This window comes from Scytonema hofmannii PCC 7110 (assembly GCF_000346485.2).
Lineage (GTDB): Bacteria > Cyanobacteriota > Cyanobacteriia > Cyanobacteriales > Nostocaceae > Scytonema > Scytonema hofmannii.
On record NZ_KQ976354.1, the window covers coordinates 5,165,792 to 5,183,794 of the forward strand.

General features: G+C 40.3%; 11 protein-coding genes and 1 pseudogene. 9 read left to right on the top strand and 3 right to left on the bottom strand.

From position 1 onward, the window contains the following. Positions 1 to 395: 395 nt before the first annotated feature. The 8 genes from WA1_RS21385 to WA1_RS21420 all read left to right on the top strand — a co-directional run bounded on the left by WA1_RS21385 (position 396) and on the right by WA1_RS21420 (position 15,790). The gene (locus WA1_RS21385) at positions 396 to 1,898 is read left to right on the top strand and encodes a hypothetical protein (protein ID WP_017748909.1); all 1,503 of its coding nucleotides are present in this window, start codon (positions 396 to 398) and stop codon (positions 1,896 to 1,898) included. A gap of 94 nt (positions 1,899 to 1,992) precedes the next feature. Beyond that, complete coding sequence (locus WA1_RS21390; protein WP_148662738.1) at positions 1,993 to 2,610, top strand: hypothetical protein; 618 nt, start codon at positions 1,993 to 1,995, stop codon at positions 2,608 to 2,610. A gap of 238 nt (positions 2,611 to 2,848) precedes the next feature. After that, positions 2,849 to 5,101: a TOMM precursor leader peptide-binding protein gene (locus WA1_RS21395; RefSeq protein ID WP_017748907.1), complete on the top strand. Its 2,253-nt coding sequence runs from the start codon at positions 2,849 to 2,851 to the stop codon at positions 5,099 to 5,101. A 24-nt stretch (positions 5,102 to 5,125) separates the two neighbouring features. After that, on the top strand, positions 5,126 to 6,208 hold the full coding sequence (locus WA1_RS21400; RefSeq protein WP_026135264.1) for an amidohydrolase family protein: 1,083 nt from the start codon (positions 5,126 to 5,128) through the stop codon (positions 6,206 to 6,208). A gap of 274 nt (positions 6,209 to 6,482) precedes the next feature. After that, positions 6,483 to 11,939, top strand: coding sequence for a trifunctional serine/threonine-protein kinase/ATP-binding protein/sensor histidine kinase (locus WA1_RS21405; protein ID WP_017748905.1), 5,457 nt, complete (start codon positions 6,483 to 6,485; stop codon positions 11,937 to 11,939). 240 nt (positions 11,940 to 12,179) lie between these two features. Next, positions 12,180 to 12,539, top strand: a complete 360-nt coding sequence (locus tag WA1_RS21410) for a response regulator (protein WP_017748904.1) — start codon at positions 12,180 to 12,182, stop codon at positions 12,537 to 12,539. After that, entirely contained in the window at positions 12,536 to 14,749 is a 2,214-nt protein-coding gene (locus WA1_RS21415) for an AAA-like domain-containing protein (protein ID WP_017748903.1), read from the top strand. The genes WA1_RS21410 and WA1_RS21415 overlap by 4 nt, the downstream gene beginning before the upstream one ends. A gap of 144 nt (positions 14,750 to 14,893) precedes the next feature. Further along, positions 14,894 to 15,790: an ABC transporter permease gene (locus tag WA1_RS21420; protein ID WP_017748902.1), complete on the top strand. Its 897-nt coding sequence runs from the start codon at positions 14,894 to 14,896 to the stop codon at positions 15,788 to 15,790. 65 nt (positions 15,791 to 15,855) lie between these two features. Here the strand turns inward: WA1_RS21420 and WA1_RS21425 are convergent, their stop codons facing one another. The 3 genes and pseudogenes from WA1_RS21425 to WA1_RS21430 all read right to left on the bottom strand — a co-directional run bounded on the left by WA1_RS21425 (position 15,856) and on the right by WA1_RS21430 (position 17,194). Further along, entirely contained in the window at positions 15,856 to 16,356 is a 501-nt protein-coding gene (locus WA1_RS21425; protein WP_017748901.1) for a hypothetical protein, read from the bottom strand. 293 nt (positions 16,357 to 16,649) lie between these two features. Further along, positions 16,650 to 16,757 (bottom strand): annotated as a pseudogene (locus tag WA1_RS53010) (transcriptional regulator); the annotation flags it as partial. A 74-nt stretch (positions 16,758 to 16,831) separates the two neighbouring features. Further along, the gene (locus tag WA1_RS21430) at positions 16,832 to 17,194 is read right to left on the bottom strand and encodes a helix-turn-helix transcriptional regulator (RefSeq protein ID WP_017748900.1); all 363 of its coding nucleotides are present in this window, start codon (positions 17,192 to 17,194) and stop codon (positions 16,832 to 16,834) included. Positions 17,195 to 17,414: 220 nt separating this feature from the next. Here WA1_RS21430 and WA1_RS21435 point away from each other — a divergent pair, with 220 nt between their 5' ends. Next, on the top strand, positions 17,415 to 17,858 hold the full coding sequence (locus WA1_RS21435; protein WP_017748899.1) for a hypothetical protein: 444 nt from the start codon (positions 17,415 to 17,417) through the stop codon (positions 17,856 to 17,858). Positions 17,859 to 18,003 lie beyond the last annotated feature (145 nt).

Here is an 18,003-nt window from a genome sequence, read left to right on the forward strand (position 1 = left end):
ATTTTACATCCACTTATGTTCCATAACACCCAGAATAAGTATATTCTTGACTTGGGTATTACATCATGAGTGTAAACACGAGAAGCCAAATACCTGAATATTATCGATCGAGACTGTAGTTCTACTAAACGATTAGCTAAATAGGGCAAGAATTTAACCCATTTTCTACAGAATCATAGCTATTAATGCACGGGTGTACTCTTTCCAGATATCCTTCGAGGTAGTTCTCAAAAACCAGAGTTATTTGTAGAGACGCGCTGTTTGAAGCGTCTGTACGCATACGAAATATCAAACTTTGCACTCCTAGAGAAACCGGGGTTTTTGGCCTCCGGCTTGACTACTGTACTGGCGCTCTAGCGCAGCATAAATCACATACAATTAGTGCAATACAATCGATGAGAAATATTCAACGTCTCATTTTCATTTCAATTATCTCTATTTCAATTGTGGTCTTAGGTTGTGTTTCTGCAGGGCTAGCAGAGACTCAAACTGACAAAGAACTTCACAGCCAGAGCCTGTTCCGACTCAAACCAGAAATCACTTCGGAAATTCCACACAATCCCGATTTAGCTAAACAACAGGCCCTTTATCCTAACACATCAAGAGTAGCTTTTATCGACAATTTTGCTTGGCAAGTTTTCCTGGCTTTAAATTGGCCGGCTGACTGTCAGCAAGGAGCTACCTTAGAAGATAAGAAAATCGGTGAGGTTCCAGATGCTCCTCGTATCTGGGAGTTCTACCGTACCCCAGAGACGATATTCCTTTCAGCAGGAAAAGAACCATCCACACAACCAACTAAACCTTTTACTTGCTTGAATGTTACCTCTGCAAGAGGTTTACAGACAGAAGACTCAAGCTTACAACTGACAGAGTCAGAGAAACTAGATGGCAACGAAAAGGGTACAAATGAAAATAAACCCCTTGTTGACCAGCAAGGCAACTACATTATTATGGAGTCATACATTAACCCACAAGAATTCAACCAAATTGTTGAAAACAAGTGGTATGACGCTGTCAACTTACAACAATTTAATAACGAAGACAAGAAGTTTGCGCTTGTGTGTAGCGAAGATGCAAACGCCAACCCGCTCAATGTTCCTTGCAGCACATACGAGAAAGAGGGCGCGATTGAGATTAAAGCAGCTTGGCGAGTTTTCGATCCACAGACATCCAATGAGGAGAAAGCTCGTTACTACACAACTAAGCGACAGAGGACGATCCCAGCACAGTCAAACGAATGTGCAAAAGGTAAAGCACTTTGTAGTGATACCGGTCAGGAATTTACTCAGATAGTTGAGGTAGGTTTAATCGGCTTTCATATTAAGCAGAAAACAAGCGAGCAGGGATGGATTTGGTCTACGTTTGAGCAGGTTGATAATGTTCCAGACAACAGTTCAAACCGTGCTCGTTACACGCTGTACAACCCAGATTGTAGCGAAAACTGTATAGAAAACAAGCCATATGTAGAGAAGCCATATCTTTGGCGTCAAGAGGCTCCTCATGCTGTCAAAAAGGTAGGGGACACAATTGAGAATCAAATCCCATCACAGATAACTCGCTTACCAAATTCATCGCTCAATTCTCATAGATTGGAACAGAATAAGCACTGGCAAGAAGCACTGAAAGATATTTCTCAATCATCGGTCTGGCAATACTATCAACTCATTGGTACTCAGTGGCTAACAAACCCTAGTTTGCCTTACAACAAAAGTCTCAGGGACGTTACGCCAAAGTCCTCGTTAGCCAACGTTTCCATAGAACCCTACATCCCAAATAGTAGTTGCATAGAATGCCATACCGGGGCAAAACTGCGAGCTAGTAAGCAGCTTTACGTAGACTTTAGCTTCCCAATGGGTAGAGCTAATTCTAGTAATTCTAGCGCCACAAACGCTCAATAGATCGTTTCAAGGCTAGTATTACTACCTAATGACCGTTTTCTAACAAAACTTGATTGTTTTGATATCTAAAATCAACCAACTTGGAGCTTTAAAAATGGCAGAGCAGTCTAATACAACCTACATGACATCATTACCTGAAGAGTTACGAACTCCAGAAAACATAGCCAAGATTAGGATTATTATAAAACAATGGACTCAAATTATAGCTTGGACATGGACTACTTTTCTAGCATTTGATGGAGATGAGGAAAAGAAAAGAGAAGAGCAACAATTAAAAAATTATTTCAGTTCCATCCTGAAAAAACAAGCCCTAGCTCGTCTAGCAGCAATTGAGTATGGTGACCCCCCATCAGCTCAATTAGCAGAAGAAACAAGCAAAATTATCAAAGAAGTGATAATTGCCAATCAAACTGCACCAGATATTCAACTGACTTTATCTGATGTTTACCAAAAATTAACTACAAACGACTACATTTTTACCGATCCTCTCATACAAGAGTTTCGCTTTGAGGTAGTAGTAGATTCATTTACTGGTAGAATTCGCAAAGATGAAGAAAACCAGGCAAAATACCTTGCTACTATTGCCTATCCGCCACGTCCTGCATTGAGTGAATTTACAGTCACAGAGGAACAATTGAATCAGTGGGTACAAGACAACAATAGCGGTGAATACCTCCCTCCGTCTGTTTATATCCCTGTTTCTGGATCGTAAACTTGCAGAAATTTAATGGATATTAAGGTGATTTCCAGAAAATTAATTACTAGGGAATCGGTAACATATCGTAGGGGCGCAAGGCCTTGCGCCCCTACAGAGGTAAGATTCTTCTCGGAAATCGCCTAAAAGAGGTAGAAATTAAGAGAAATATTCTGAACAATTCTTTACTCTACCTCTTTTGTTATACCAAAAAGTTGTATTTGGGCATTCTACGTCACGCAACTTCAAACAGAATATGTTTAAAAAACCGAAGTTTAAGACTTGCTTTCGCATCGAAACAGTTGAGACAGAAGGAGTGTTCCTTGTATCAGAAAGAGACACGATTGTGGTTCAAGATCGCCTCTACCTGTTGTTATGCCCCTTGCTTGATGGAAACCGAACTGTTGATGAAATTGTTCAGCAACTCCAAGATAAGCTCCCAATGTCCTATATTTATTACGCGCTTATGGAATTGGAGCAAAGGGGTTATCTTGTCGAATATGAGGAGGTTTTGCCTTCAAATGTCGCTATCTTTTGCGAGCATTTGAAGGTCAACATTGAAGATGCTTGCCAACGATTACAAGTATCTAAAGTGGCTGTCAGAGCTTTAGGAGATCTGTCCGGAGCAGAATTGATTGCTACTCTCGAATCGCTGAAAATTCAAGTTGCAAAAGAAGGAGACATTGAAGTTGTCTTAACTGACGATTACTTGAGAGCAGAACTGGTCGAAATTAACCAAAAAAACCTGGCGCGATCGCGTCCTTGGATGTTGGTCAAACCAATAGGAACCGTCATCTGGATTGGACCGATCTTTCATCCTGAAAAAACAGGTTGTTGGGAATGCCTATCCCAACGCTTGCAAGGCAACCGCCCAGTTGAAGGATTTATCCAAAGACGCAATAATGTTTTATCATCTTTAACACCACCACTGGCTGATTTGCCCTCAACACGACAAACTGCCATCACAATGGCAGCAACTCAAATCCTTCAGTGGATCGTAAAGGCAGAAAACAAGCGCCTCGAAGGGATACTAGTGACCCATGATACTCTTACACTAGAGACGCGGAGCCATTTGCTCATCAAACGTCCTCAGTGTTATAGCTGTGGCATTCTTAAACAGCAGCATTTGAGACCTTTACCTTTAATACTTGGAAACCGCAAAAAAACCTTTACGGCTGATGGCGGACATCGCTGCGTTTCGCCAGAAGCAACCTTTGAAAAGTATCGATACCATATAAGCCCGATTACAGGAGTCGTGCGAGACTTGGGCAAACTCTCTTTTGACTTGAAGGGTTTAACACATACCTATTTTGCTAAGCATCATTTTGCCTCAATGTTTGATGACTTAAGTGTTTTAGAGAGAAATATTGGAGGTAGAAGTGCAGGAAAAGGGAGAACAGATGCTCAAGCAAGAGCAAGTGGTTTTTGCGAAGCCATTGAAAGGTACTCTGGCGTTTTTCAGGGAGACGAAATCAGAGTCAAAAGCAGTTACCAAAACCTGGACAACAAGGCGATCCATCCTAATACCTGCATGAACTTCAGCCAAGCTCAATACGATGAACGTTTGGTGTGGAACGCTGATTGTGGCAGTTTTTTTCAGAGAGTTCCCGAACCGTTTGATGAAGAAAGAGAAATTGAGTGGACACCTGTTTGGTCATTAACTGACCAAGACTTTAAGTATTTGCCAACCGCTTATTGTTATTTTGGCTATCCCATATCTTCTAAGCCAGACTGTTGGGCAGACACTAATGGGTGTGCAGCTGGGAATACCTTAGAAGAAGCGATCGTACAAGGTTTCATGGAATTAGTAGAGCGAGATAGTGTCGCCTTGTGGTGGTATAACCGCATTCAAAGAGCAGCAGTAGATTTAGAGAGTTTTGACGAGCCGTACTTTCAAGCCTTGAGATGTTATTACCAATCGATTGATCGCGAACTCTGGGTTCTTGATATAACTAGCGACTTGAATATTCCTGCCTTTGCCGCAATTAGTTATAAAAGCAAGTGCCAGGTGAAAGACATTATATTGGGTTTTGGTGCTCACTTCGACCCAAAGCTTGCGGTTCAAAGAGCACTGACTGAAATGAACCAAATTCTTCCTGCTGTCTTAACTGCTGATGCCAATGGCATAACTCAATATGCGACCTCTGCTGAGGCTCCCGTTCTCGATTGGTGGAAAACGGCAACGCTAGAAAATCAGCCTTACTTAATACCAGATAAAAGTGCTGTCCTCAAAAAGTATTTTGACTATCCTTATATAGCAACTGATAACTTTCTTGATGATATTAAGCTCTGCCAGCAAATTGTAGAGCAACGTGGCATGGAAATGCTAGTTCTCGACCAGACCCGTCCTGATATCGGACTGAAAGTCGTTAAAGTTATAATTCCTGGAATGCGCCACTTCTGGAAGCGCTTGGCACCGGGACGACTTTATGATGTTCCAGTAGAACTAGGTTGGTTGAAAGAACCGATACCAGAAGATCTCCTGAATCCAATACCCATGTGGATGTAATTTTACTAGTTGGTCAGCCTACCCATGCTTGAAGGATATCGAATTATTGATGCAGATTCCCACGTCTATGAGCCACACCATATGTGGCAAGAGTACCTCGAACCTGCATTTAAGAGCTTTGCGCTATCTCCAGAACTAACGCTTGCAGGCGAAAAGATCGTAAACAAATACTCGAATCGGCTCCGTCAAGAAGGTGCTAAACAAGTGACTCAAGCTTATCCTCTATCTTGGTTGAACAATTTTGATGCTGAGTCTCACGTGCAAGCTATGCAGCAGATGGGAGTTGATATATCATTTATTTACCCGACTTACTTCTCATGGGTCATTGCTGTAGACACGATCGCACCACAACTAGCTGGTGCATTTGTCCGTGCTTACAATAATTGGCTGCGAGATTTCTGCAGCTATAATCCACAAATTCTTCGAGGTGTAGGTGTTGTCAATTTACACGCACCAGAAGAAATGGTGCTTGAATTGGAGCGGGTAGCAGAGTTTGGTTGGAAATCAATTTTTTTACGCCCCAACCCTGTTAAAGGGCGGGTTCTGAGTGACTCCGTTTACGAACCGTTTTGGACAAAGTGCGAGGAATTAGGGATTGCTGTGAGCCTCCATGAGTCCACTCACAGTCGCTTACCTAGCGCAGGTGCAGATCGCTTCAACACTCGCTTTGCGCTACACGCTTGCTCTCATCCGATGGAACAAATGATGGCGTTGCTATCGTTGATCGAAGGTGGAGTATTAGAACGTCATCCCAACCTTAGAGTTGGATTTCTTGAGTCTGGGTGTGGCTGGCTTCCCTATTGGTTATGGCGGCTCGATCGCGAGTACGAAGATCTTTGTTGGGAAGTTGCAGACAATATAAAAATGAAGCCCTCTGAGTACTTTCGCCGTCAATGCTTTATCTCCATGGAGCCTTCAGAACCATATCTGAGTCAGATTCTTGAATATCTTGGTTCAGATAACTTGATCTTTGGGTCTGACTATCCCCATATGGATCACGATCCAAAAGTCGTTGCAGAAGTCGTAGCACTTCAGAATCAGCTTCCTAAAAAAGTTGTACAAAAGATTCTTTGGGATAATCCGGCTCGATTCTACAAACTGGACTAGTGGATCGCCACATTGATTCTGGTGGGGAGCAAGAATCCTGGTTTCTTAAAGAAACCGGGATTCTGAAGAACGCAGCCTGTCAGAATTAATGTGACAGACAACGAGAGAGAACAAATTTATTGCCCGCGATAGTATTGTATAACTTCGCTGAATATAGACTACAATACAACGTAATGTATTATAAATAAATAACCTTGAGTAATCAGTAATATAACATATATAGACCAGTTACTTGAGTCGAGCATCAAGATTGCATCTTTGAAAAAATCCAACAATGAGTGCTATTGCCGACTATCAAATTATCTCCAAGATTTACGAAAGTGCTAATTCATTAGTCTATCGAGCTATCCTTAACTCTATAGCTCAACCCGTTATTCTGAAAATTCTTAAGGAAGATTATCCGAGTCCCTCAGAACTAACTCGGTACAAGCAGGAGTATGAAATTACCCGCTCTTTAAAAATTGATGGGGTGATTAAAGCCTACAATCTACTGCCCTATAAAAACACACTGGCAATGATTTTAGAGGATTTCGGGGGCAAATCGTTAGACCTTTTGATGCAATCCAAAAAGTTTGCACTTCTGGAGTTTCTTTTCATTGCCATTCAGATTGCGGAGATACTGAGCGAAATTCATGCTGCTAATATCATTCACAAAGATATTAATCCTTCTAATATTGTTCTTAACCTAGAAACTGGGCAACTTAAGATTATAGACTTTGGCATATCCACAGTATTTACCCGTGAAAATCCAACGATAAAAAATCCGAACGTCTTAGAAGGAACATTAGCTTATCTGTCGCCCGAACAAACTGGCAGAATGAATCGGACACTCGATTACAGTACTGACTTTTACTCACTAGGTGCAACTTTTTACAAGATACTTACTCAAAGGCTGCCTTTTGAAACTAACGACCCTCTAGAGTTAGTTCATTGTCATATCGCTAAGCAAGCCGTTCCTCCCCATGAAGTCGATTCAAAAATTCCCCGCACTGTTTCCAATATTGTCATGAAGTTACTAGCAAAAACTTCTGAGGAGCGGTATCAGAGTGCATTGGGGCTTAAAGCAGATTTAGAAGAGTGTCTGACACAGTTACAGCAAACTGGGAAAATTTTAGACTTCCCTATTGCGCGTCACGACATTTCAGACCGATTCAAAATTTCACAAAAACTTTATGGTCGAGATGCTGAAATCGCTACTTTACTCTCAATATATAAGCGTATTGCCGAATCCGATCCACTTGAGGAACACGCTGTCAAGGGAACAGGTAGAAAACAAAGTGAAATGGTGCTAGTTGGGGGTTATTCCGGAATTGGTAAATCCGTACTAGTTCAAGAACTATACAAACCTATCACCGAGCAACGCGGCTACTTTATATCTGGGAAGTTCGACCAGTTTCAGCGTAATATCCCTTATTCCGCCGTTGTTTCCGCATTCAAGTCTCTAGTGCGACAGTTATTAAGTGAAAGTGAAGCTCAACTAGCTAGGTGGCGCGAAAAACTCCTCGCTGCTTTTGGCGTTAACGGTCAAGTGATTATTGAAGTTATTTCTGAGGTAGAACAGATTGTGGGACCTCAGCCTTCCGTACAACCATTGGAACCAACTGAGGCGCAAAACCGCTTCAATGCAGTCTTTCAGAATTTTATTCGGGTTTTTTGTCAGCGATCGCATCCATTGGTTATTTTCCTAGACGACTTGCAATGGGCAGATTCTGCTAGTCTGAGGCTGATTGAACTGATGATGACCGACAGCTATTTGGGGTATTTGCTATTGCTTGGTGCTTATCGCGATAACGAAGTTAGTGCCACTCACCCCACAATGTTAATTATTGAGCGATTGAAAGAGCAAGGGGCAATTATTAATACTATGATTCTGAACCCCTTAAAGCTAGAAGAAATCACTAAAATGGTCGCCGACACTCTCTATAGTTATGGAGAAACAGTTAAACCTCTAGCAGAATTGGTCTATCGCAAAACTTCAGGAAATCCCTTCTTTATTAATGAATTTATCAAAACAATATATCAGGAAAGCCTTCTGACTTTCGCTCGACAGCAAAAGTGCTGGCATTGGAATATTTCTCAAATTGAAGCTTTGGGCATTACAGAAAATGTGGTAGATTTAATGCTCGGCAAGCTTAGAAAACTCTCAGAATTAACTCAGAAAGCGCTGCGTTTAGCAGCATGTGTTGGGAACAGTTTTGACCTCACTACACTCTCGATTATTTACGAAAAATCGGCTCCCGAAACTTACAGATCTCTCCTATCGGCAATCCAGTTAGGTTTAATTCAGCCTATCTCAGAGTTAGAAACAACTTCAGACATACCAATTGAAGCTGAACTCGTTATTCAGCATTATAAATTTCTGCACGACCGAGTGCAGCAGGCAGCTTATGCCTTGATTGATGGGGATTTGAAGAAAGCAGTTCATCTTCAAATTGGTAAACTTTTGCTGGCTAAAATGAGTGAAGCAGAGCGAGAAGGAAAAATCTTTACTTTGGTCGATCATCTTAATAAAGGACGAGAATTAATAGAAAGCTCGGCGGAAAAGGAATCTCTAGCAGAATTAAATTTATCTGCTGGAAAAAAAGCTAAAGAGGCAACTGCTTATCCTGCTTCTAGGGAATACTTAGTTTTAGCGGAAAATGAATTTCCGGGCGATATTTGGAACGAGCGCTATGAGATGGCATTGGACTTATACAAAGAACTTGCAGAGGTCGAGTATCTCAATGGCAACTTCGAGAAATCTCAGTCCTTGCTTGACACCTCTCTTCAGCAAGCGAAATCAACTCTTGATTGCACAGAATATCACTTCCTTCGGATTATTCAGTGTACTTTATTAGGGCAATACAGTAAGGCAATTGAAACAGGGCGAATTGCCTTAAGGTCTCTGGGAATTGACTTACCGATAGAGAACTTACAAGCAGCCTTTGAGGCTGAGCTTGTAGAATATCGAGAAAATTTAGGCGAGCGTGAGATCTCTACATTATTTAACAATCCAGAAATGGAGATACCGGAAAAAAGATCTGCTTTAAAAATACTGACTCGTATCTTCCCCGCTGCTTGGATTTTAGATCCAATGCTGATGTATCTTGTCGCAACTAAATTGGTCAATCTAAATATCAAATATGGTCACATGGAAAAATCTTCCATGGGCTATAGCTTCTTTGGAGTCGTTAATACCCATGTTCTACGCGATTATCACTCGGGTTATGAATATAGCTCTCTTGGAATGAAACTATCTGATAAGTATAGGGATTGGTCTTGCAAGAGCGCAGTAACACAAGTTCACGGTAGTTTCACTATGCACTGGCTGAAGCACATCAAATTTTCTGAGAGAGTCAATAATGAAGGGGCTGAAGCAGGATTGCAAGTTGGTGAGTTCCAATTGGTTGGATATACTATGACTTACAACTTATACAACCTTATCTGTCAAGGTAAAAATTTAAACTACCTTCAAAAAGAAGCCTCTCGCAGTTTACAGTTTAGTCAACAAACTCAGAATCAGTGGGCAATTAATTGTATATTGGGTGCCACAATCTTCATGCAAAATTTGATGGGGCTTACTCAAGACAAATTTTGTTTTAATATAAAAGAAATTAATGAAAAACGTTTTTTGGAAGACGCTCAACGAGAAACGCTTGCGGCTATCTGCTTTTATTATATTTTGAAGGCTCAAATTCTTTATCTATACGGTAAACCAATTGATCTGTTCTATCTGGAACAAGCAGGAAGATTGGTTGACTATATTCCAGGAACTTTCTCCATAGCCGAGCATAATTTTTACTACTCGTTAAACCTAGCTTTTCAGTATCCCCAGGCTTCCAGAGATGAACAGAAGAAATACTGGCAGCAACTAGAAATTAACCAGCAACATATGAAAGAGTGGGCTGATAATTGTCCGGACAATTTTCTACATAAATATATTTTAGTGTCAGCAGAAATGTCTCGGATATCGGGTCAGTGGCATGAAACAATGGATTTATATGACCAAGCTATTGAATCCGCCAGAAAAAACGAATTTATTCAGAATGAAGCTTTGTCCAATGAATTAGCCGCCAAGTTTTGGTTGGAACGAGGAAAAAAGGAATTTGCCGAACTCTATATGAGAAAAGCCTACCAAGGTTATCAGCTTTGGGGTGCAAAGCGTAAAGTAGAAGATTTAGAAGAGAAGTACCCTCAATTGGTTGTTTCAATATCATCTGGAAGCAAAAACTCTCTCATAAATACTACAACCAGTACTTCTGCTTCTAGTGAGGCGCTAGATTTAGCCACAGTTCTGAAAGCATCGCAAACTATTTCGGGCGAAATCGTTCTGGGCAAATTACTACAAAATTTGATGAAAACTGTCATTGAAAATGCAGGCGCACAGAAAGGTTTTCTGGTTCTGGAAAAAGAAAGTAACTGGGTTGTTGAAGCGATCGCAACATTGAATTTCGATAATATTAATTTACTGGAATCCATTGCTGTAGACTGCATAGATCCTGACCGCAAAACACCTCTGCTACCAGCCTCCATTATCAACTATGTCTCTCGTACTCAAGAAAATGTGGTTTTAAATGATGCTGTAAATGAAGGGCAATTTATCCGTGACTCCTATATTATTGCTAATCAACCCAAATCTATTCTCTGCACTCCACTACTCCATAAAGGCAAACTCAGTGGCATTTTATATTTGGAAAATAATCTCACAACAGGAGCTTTTACAAGCGATCGCGTCGAAGTTCTCAAAATTCTTTCTGCTCAAGCTGCTATCTCCATTGAAAATTCTCGTCTGTACGAACAGTTAGAAGATTACAGTCGAACCTTGGAACACAAAGTAGAAGTCAGAACTCAAGAATTACAAGAAAAAAATTATGAATTGGCAAGTATACTGGAAAAATTAAAAGCTACACAAGCACAAATTATTGCTCAAGAGAAATTAGCTTCTCTCGGAGCTTTAACAGCTGGTATTGCCCATGAAATCAAAAATCCCTTAAACTTTGTTAACAATTTTGCCGAACTTTCTATAGAGTTAACACAAGAATTGCTAGCAGAAGTTGAAAAGCAAAAAGACCAATTAAACCCAGACAGCAAAGAATATATTGAAGAGATTTTAAGTGACCTCAGCCAGAACGCTCACAAAATTAACGCTCATGGCAAAAGAGCCGATAATATTGTGCGTGGAATGTTGATGCACTCTCGCGGTCAAACTTGCGACGAACGACAGCTGACTCAAGTGAATACTTTGCTAGCAGAAGCAATTAGCTTGGTTTATCACGGAATGCGTGCAAAGGATTCTTCTTTTCATCTTACTATAGAGACTGATTATGATAATAATCTCGGACAGATAAACATCGTAGCGCAGAATATCAACCGTGCTTTTATAAATATTATAAATAACGGTGGTTATGCAGCACATAAAAAGGCATTATGCTTTCAATCGCAACCTAAAAGCGAACGAGAAACATTTTCACCCACCCTTAGCGTTAAAACCCAAGATTTGGGCGACTTAATTGAAATCACTATTAGGGATAACGGAGATGGGATTCCCCAAGAAATGCAAGCTAAAATCTTTCATCCCTTTTTCACCACCAAACCGCCCGGAGAAGGAACTGGACTCGGTTTATCTATCGCTCACGATATTATCGTTCAGCAGCACCAAGGGGATATTAAAGTCGAGTCAGAAGTAAATAATTTTACTAAAATTATCGTTACACTACCTAAAAATCTCTCTCAGAATAGGTCGGTAAAGTAGGGTGAGTATTGCCACACAAAAGCTTTATGTGGTGGGCTTTAGCCTTACCTACTTAAAATTTTTCTGAAATATTTTAGCATTTTTATACACATTGTATGAAGAGATCGACACTAACCTGATTTTTGCATACAAGAATCTTTGTTTACCCATAAAATAATTTAGGAGAGTTTAGTAAACTTAGTTTTTAATCTCTACATATTTTGCTCCTTTAGTCAATGATGTAAGTCATAAATGAAAATAATGATTGTAGACGACGAACAAGATGTGCAACTGTTGTTTCAACAAAAATTTAGGAGAGAAAGCAGACAAAACCAAATTACGTTATATTTTGCTTTTTCAGGAGAAGAAGCACTAGAACGATTACAAAATAATCTCACTAAATCTCTATCTCTGATTCTCGCAGATATTAACATGCCTGGAATGAACGGGTTAGAACTACTCAAAATTATCAAAGAAAGATTTCCTGATTTAAAAGTTTTTATAATTACTGCTTATGATGATGACAATAATTATCAAACTGCAAAAAATTTGGGAGCAGATGACTATATTACAAAACCAATTGAATTTAACAAGCTGAAGGAAAAAATCCTCAGTTTATGAATAATAAAGAAAAAAAAGCGAAAATACTGGTTGTGGATGATGAACCCGATCTAGAACCTCTGCTTCGTCAGGTATTTAGAAAAAAAATTCGAGAAAAAAAATTTCAATTATTTTTTGCCCAAAATGGGTTGCAAGCACTAAATCAGCTGCAGGCCGAACCAGATATAGATATTGTCTTAACCGATATCTATATGCCGGAGATGGACGGTCTTGCTTTACTGACTAAATTGAGTGAGTTGCACCCGATTGTCAAAACAGTCATTATCTCCGCCTATGGGGATTTTGAAAAAATCAGAACAGCAATGAACCGAGGGGCTTTTGACTTTCTGACAAAGCCAATTAATTTTCAAGATTTGGAAATCACGACCAATAAGACCCTGGAACACGTACAGAGGATGAAAGCAGCGCGAGAACAAGAAATTCTCGCACAAAAAGCTCAAGCAGAACTCTTAACTCGCCTGCAAGCCGAAGTTATAGAACGTCAGCGAGCAGAAGTTGCTTTGCGTGAAAGTGAGGTTCGGCTAGCTCAATTTTTAGAAGCTGTAGCGGTGGGTATATTTGTGATTGACGCCAACGGACAGCCCTACTACGCTAATCAAACAGCTCAACGAATTTTAGGCAAAGGAATTGAAGCTGCAACCAAAACACATCATGCTCAACTGCCTCAAATATACGACGCTTACCTTGCAGGAACAGAGCAGCTCTACCCTCAAGAACAACAACCTATTATTCGAGCACTAAACGGTGAAAGCGTAACCGTTGACGATTTTGAACTTCGTCAATCAAATAAAATTATCCCTTTAGAGGTGACAGCAACCCCAATATATAACGAAAAAGGTGAAATTGCTTATGCCATTGCTGCCTTCACTGACATCACCCAACGCAAACAAGCAGAAGCAGAACGAATTCAGTTTACTCAAGAACTTGCCCTAAATAATGTAGCTTTGCAGAAAGCTAAGGATGCCTTAGCAGAGTCCAATCGGACTTTAGAACAAAAAGTTGAAGAACGGACAAGAGAACTCTCTCAAACATTAGAAATTCTCAAAGCCACTCAAGCTGAACTCGAATTTGAAAACGCTTTATTAAGAAGTGCTGAGGACACATCAAGTTTTGATTATCAAGTTGGGGGTAGTTTGCCAATGGATGCTCCTACTTATGTCGTGCGTTCCGCAGATCGTCATCTTTACAAAGCGTTAAAGCGTGGAGAGTTCTGTTACATTCTGAACACGCGGCAGATGGGTAAGTCAAGCTTAATGGTACGCATGATGGATCGTTTGCAAACAGAAGGTTTTGCTTGTGCGGCAATTGATATTACCCGACTTGGCGTAGAAGATGTGACTCCAGTTCAATGGTACAAGGGATTGGCGGTGGAATTATGGCAAAATTTTGACGAGTGGGAAAAGGTAAATTTAAAAGCTTGGTGGAACGAGCAACAGGATTTATCACTCGTTCAATGCTTGAGCCGATTTATAGAGGAAATCCTATTGTCTCGGGTTCAAAGCGAGCAGATTTTTATTTTTGTAGATGAAATAGATACTGTTTTGGGCTTAAATTTTCCAGTCAATGACTTTTTTGCTCTAATTCGCTTTTGTTACAACCAACGCAGTATTAATCCAAAGTATCAGAGGTTAACATTTGCTTTATTTGGAGTTGCAACTCCCTCTGATTTGATTACCGATCCCCAACGAACACCCTTTAATATTGGTCAAGCAATTCAACTCAGTGGCTTTCAGGAGTATGAAGCTCAACCTTTGTTACAAGGACTGACGGAGAAAGTCAGCAATCCGCAAGTTCTTTTGAAAGAATTGTTAGCATGGACAAACGGTCAACCGTTTCTCACGCAAAAGATTTGTAAACTTATCCGTTATTCTTCCTCTTCCGTTCCCATCAATCAAGAAGCTGAATGGATAGAAAATTTGGTGCGAACTCAGGTGATAGAGAATTGGGAATCTCAGGATGAACCCGAACATTTAAGAACTATTCGCGATCGCATTCTGAACAGCAAGCAAGACACTCTGAGCCTTCTGGCACTTTATCGACAAATTTTAGACTCTGGAAGGGTTGCTTCAGTGGATAGCCCGGAGGAAAAGGAATTGCTCTTATCAGGGTTAGCGATTAAACAACAGGGTTGTTTAAAAGTTCACAATCGTATATATGAGTTGATTTTTAATGACAGTTGGATTAATTTACATAATGGTAGGTTGGGTTGAGGAACGAAACCCAACAAATGCCCTGTAAAACACAACAAATGTTCGTAAAACCCAACAAATGCCTGTAGATGTTGGGTTTCGCGTAGCGCTCAACCCAACCTACAAATTTGCCAAATTTGCGTTCGTGAGATAGCCAATCCGCTTGTGTCCACTCAAACCTCAAATCAAATTGCCAAAGCACCAAAATTTCGGCGTCCTTGGTTGGACTGGCTCCAACCATTGATATTGCTAACACCATCTGGAATTTGGTTGTTGCTTTTGCTAGTACTGCCAACACTTATTATTTTTGAGTTAAGTCTAGTACCCAATATCCGACCTGGGGAAATAGTCAACCCTCGTAGTTTTTATAACTACATCCGGATACTCGATCCCCTGTACCTGCAAGTTTTGGTGCGATCGCTCGATTTTGCTGTAAAGTCCACAATTATTTGTTTGGTTTTCGGTTTCCCCGTTGCCTATTGGATTGCCCAGATAGCACCATCACGCTGGCGCAACTTGCTACTTGTTGGTTTTGTTTTACCTTTATGGACTTCTTCCCTACTTCGCTCTTATGCTTGGATTACAATTCTCCGTCCCACTGGATTACTCAACAGCATACTGAGCACTATAGGTTTACCCACTATAGATATACTTAACCGCAGCCCTGCTGTGTTAATTGGCATGAGCTATAGCTTATTGCCCTACATGGTTTTAATTCTATATGCAGCCTTAGAAAAACTAGACAAACGTTTATTAGAAGCCGCCGCCGATTTAGGCGCAAATCCCGTACAAACCTTTTTGAAAGTCACAGTCCCTCAAACCTTAACTGGAATTGCTGCGAGTTCTTTTCTAGTATTTATCACGGCATTTGGTGATTTCATCAATCCAGAATTACTTGGTGGTGCTTCTAGCATGACAGCAGCACGGTTAGTCTACAATCAGTTCCTTGGCCCTACTCAAAATTGGGGATTTGGTTCTGCTTTAAGTATGACAATTATTTTGGTTGTGAGTCTTGTTATTGCTCTTTTGATTAAATTTGGTGATGCTACGCCAAGAAAGTAAGGGTTGGTTGTTAGTTGTTAGTTGTTAGTTGTTAGTTGTTGGTTGTTGCTTCTAACCACTAACCACTAACCACTAACTATTTCCCGTTCACAACCATCTCGAATTTCACACAACTCAGTTTTCGATATACCTAAAATTCTAGAGAGTGGTGCTAACAAACTATCATCCAGTGGTTCTCCCGCATAAATATTATTTAGTTCTACAGGCGATAACTTAAAAGTATCGCAGAATTTTGCAAACTCCTGATTGTTTAAGTCAAGTTCCTGTTGTCTCTCGCCGAGTAAGATTGCGATCGCTCTCGTTCCATGTTTGGGACGTTCTGATATTTTAATGTATTTTTTCATTAAGTCTTTCACCTGGCTGAGTTCACCACCCGACTGTTTGATTAATTCAGCACAAGCTATTTTTAGAGCTTTTTTTAAAACTTCATCTTCATTTAAGACCTTTAAAACCTCATCAGCAAATTCTTGTTTCAAAAATCCTACAAGAGAGCCTTTGTAGTGAAATGGTAGATAAATTTCGCTGGCATTTAATTGCCAATCCAATGGTTCTTTACGTAATGACATAGCTGCACCTTATACACAGATTTTTTCCATCTTGAAACCCCAAGATGATGAGAACCATATGCTATTCAGCCCCAACACTCAAAAAATGATAGGTCAGGGGATAGCTACAGTCATCTTTTAATGACAGAAAAATAATTTCATCTTTTTTCTCGTTTCCTCCCCACCCGTCAGCGAAGCACGGTGGGGTAGTTGAATCTGTTTTAACCCAAGTTTTGCTCTTGTGTCATCAGAAGTGACAGCAGTCTTCCCTGAAAGTGAATTTATGATTTCTAGCAGTTCTTTACGCTCTTTTAAACAGCAGTGGCAGAAACACCCAAAAGCTTCCCAAATGCCCGTTGGCTCATTGAACCACGAGCCAGCTTGATAATTTCTACCAGTTTTTGTCTACTTTCTGTGTTCACTGCTGCTTGGCTTGAGATTTATCTACAACTTTACTTGCCATTATACGGGCGATCGCTTCATTCCAAACAAATATTTAACTTGCCTTTGCTTCATCTCCTGACGCCTCAGCAGCAGCAGCCAATCTATCCATAACGGCTCTACCGATTATTGCTACCTCATTCAATGGCATAGACTTAATGTGCTTCACGATCTGGGTCACATTTGAAGAGTCTGGCAACGGCTTAACACCCAAATAATTCAGCACTTCCTCCATTGTGTAGCCTGCTCTTGCTGAAATATTAGCCAAATTCTGCGTGTCTGGAATAGATTCTCCCTTCTCCCATAACTGTACAGCAGTTGCAGAAACACCCAAAAGCTTACCAAAAGCTCGCTGACTCATAGAGCCACGAGCCATTTTTACTACTTCGATCAGTTTCTTTCTAGCCTCTAAATCCACTTCCGTAATATTGATGCCACTGCACTTACCAGTTTACTGCCTCAAACCCAAATATAAATTTTTACTCAAATATTGACAAGTTTACTTGTCAATATGATATTATAAGTAAAGTTGTCACTTAGAAAATGACTTGTAACTTAAGTCAGAAAATAAAGTCAGACTACATTCATCTTATCTCGGAACTTATAGAAATCCTAGCTCTACAGCTAAATAGAACCAGATGATCGTGCCCAGGAACACAGCCCACACTCGCCAACATCGTCGCAAAGGTCAAAGCTTAATAGCTTCTCATAGAATTAACCCAGAAGAATGGCAAATTTCCAATGCTGAAGCTAAAGATGCCCTGAATGCACAAGGCTGCAAGGTTAAAGAAATTAAAAAAATTCGCTGTTTAAAGCATCAGGTATGCATTTCTTACTGGGATGAAAAAGGTGGTGTTTGTAGTGGATTCTTCAGCTATCGGATTTTTAGGCAATGGCAAGCGGAAGTAGAAAGGTTGGTTAATACTTGCCAAACCTTGAAGGAATGGGTTTTGCTCAATCACATCATGAAGTACGAATTTGCTTATTATCCGTATCTTACGGATATGAAAAATTTACTTAGCAACGCATTAAAAAACCGCTTGTATGCTTTGGAAGCATCAGTGCTACTACAAGCGGTTTGATAGATATTCATAGCAGTTTTAAGATTTATAACCCACATTGAACTGAGAATATCTTGTGGGGTGGGCATCCTGCCTGCCTTCTTCTTGAAAAAAAGTTGCCTGCCTTCTTCTTGAAAAAAAGTTGCCTGCCTTCTTCTTGAAAAAA

Excerpts from the sequence above, each read along its gene's own strand:
- WA1_RS21385 (WP_017748909.1), top strand. The coding sequence starts at position 396 with ATGAGAAATATTCAACGTCTCATTTTCATTTCAATTATCTCTATTTCA.
- WA1_RS21390 (WP_148662738.1), top strand. The coding sequence starts at position 1,993 with ATGGCAGAGCAGTCTAATACAACCTACATGACATCATTACCTGAAGAG.
- WA1_RS21395 (WP_017748907.1), top strand. The coding sequence starts at position 2,849 with ATGTTTAAAAAACCGAAGTTTAAGACTTGCTTTCGCATCGAAACAGTT.
- WA1_RS21400 (WP_026135264.1), top strand. The coding sequence starts at position 5,126 with ATGCTTGAAGGATATCGAATTATTGATGCAGATTCCCACGTCTATGAG.
- WA1_RS21405 (WP_017748905.1), top strand. The coding sequence starts at position 6,483 with ATGAGTGCTATTGCCGACTATCAAATTATCTCCAAGATTTACGAAAGT.
- WA1_RS21410 (WP_017748904.1), top strand. The coding sequence starts at position 12,180 with ATGATTGTAGACGACGAACAAGATGTGCAACTGTTGTTTCAACAAAAA.
- WA1_RS21415 (WP_017748903.1), top strand. The coding sequence starts at position 12,536 with ATGAATAATAAAGAAAAAAAAGCGAAAATACTGGTTGTGGATGATGAA.
- WA1_RS21425 (WP_017748901.1), bottom strand. The coding sequence starts at position 16,356 with ATGTCATTACGTAAAGAACCATTGGATTGGCAATTAAATGCCAGCGAA.
- WA1_RS21435 (WP_017748899.1), top strand. The coding sequence starts at position 17,415 with ATGATCGTGCCCAGGAACACAGCCCACACTCGCCAACATCGTCGCAAA.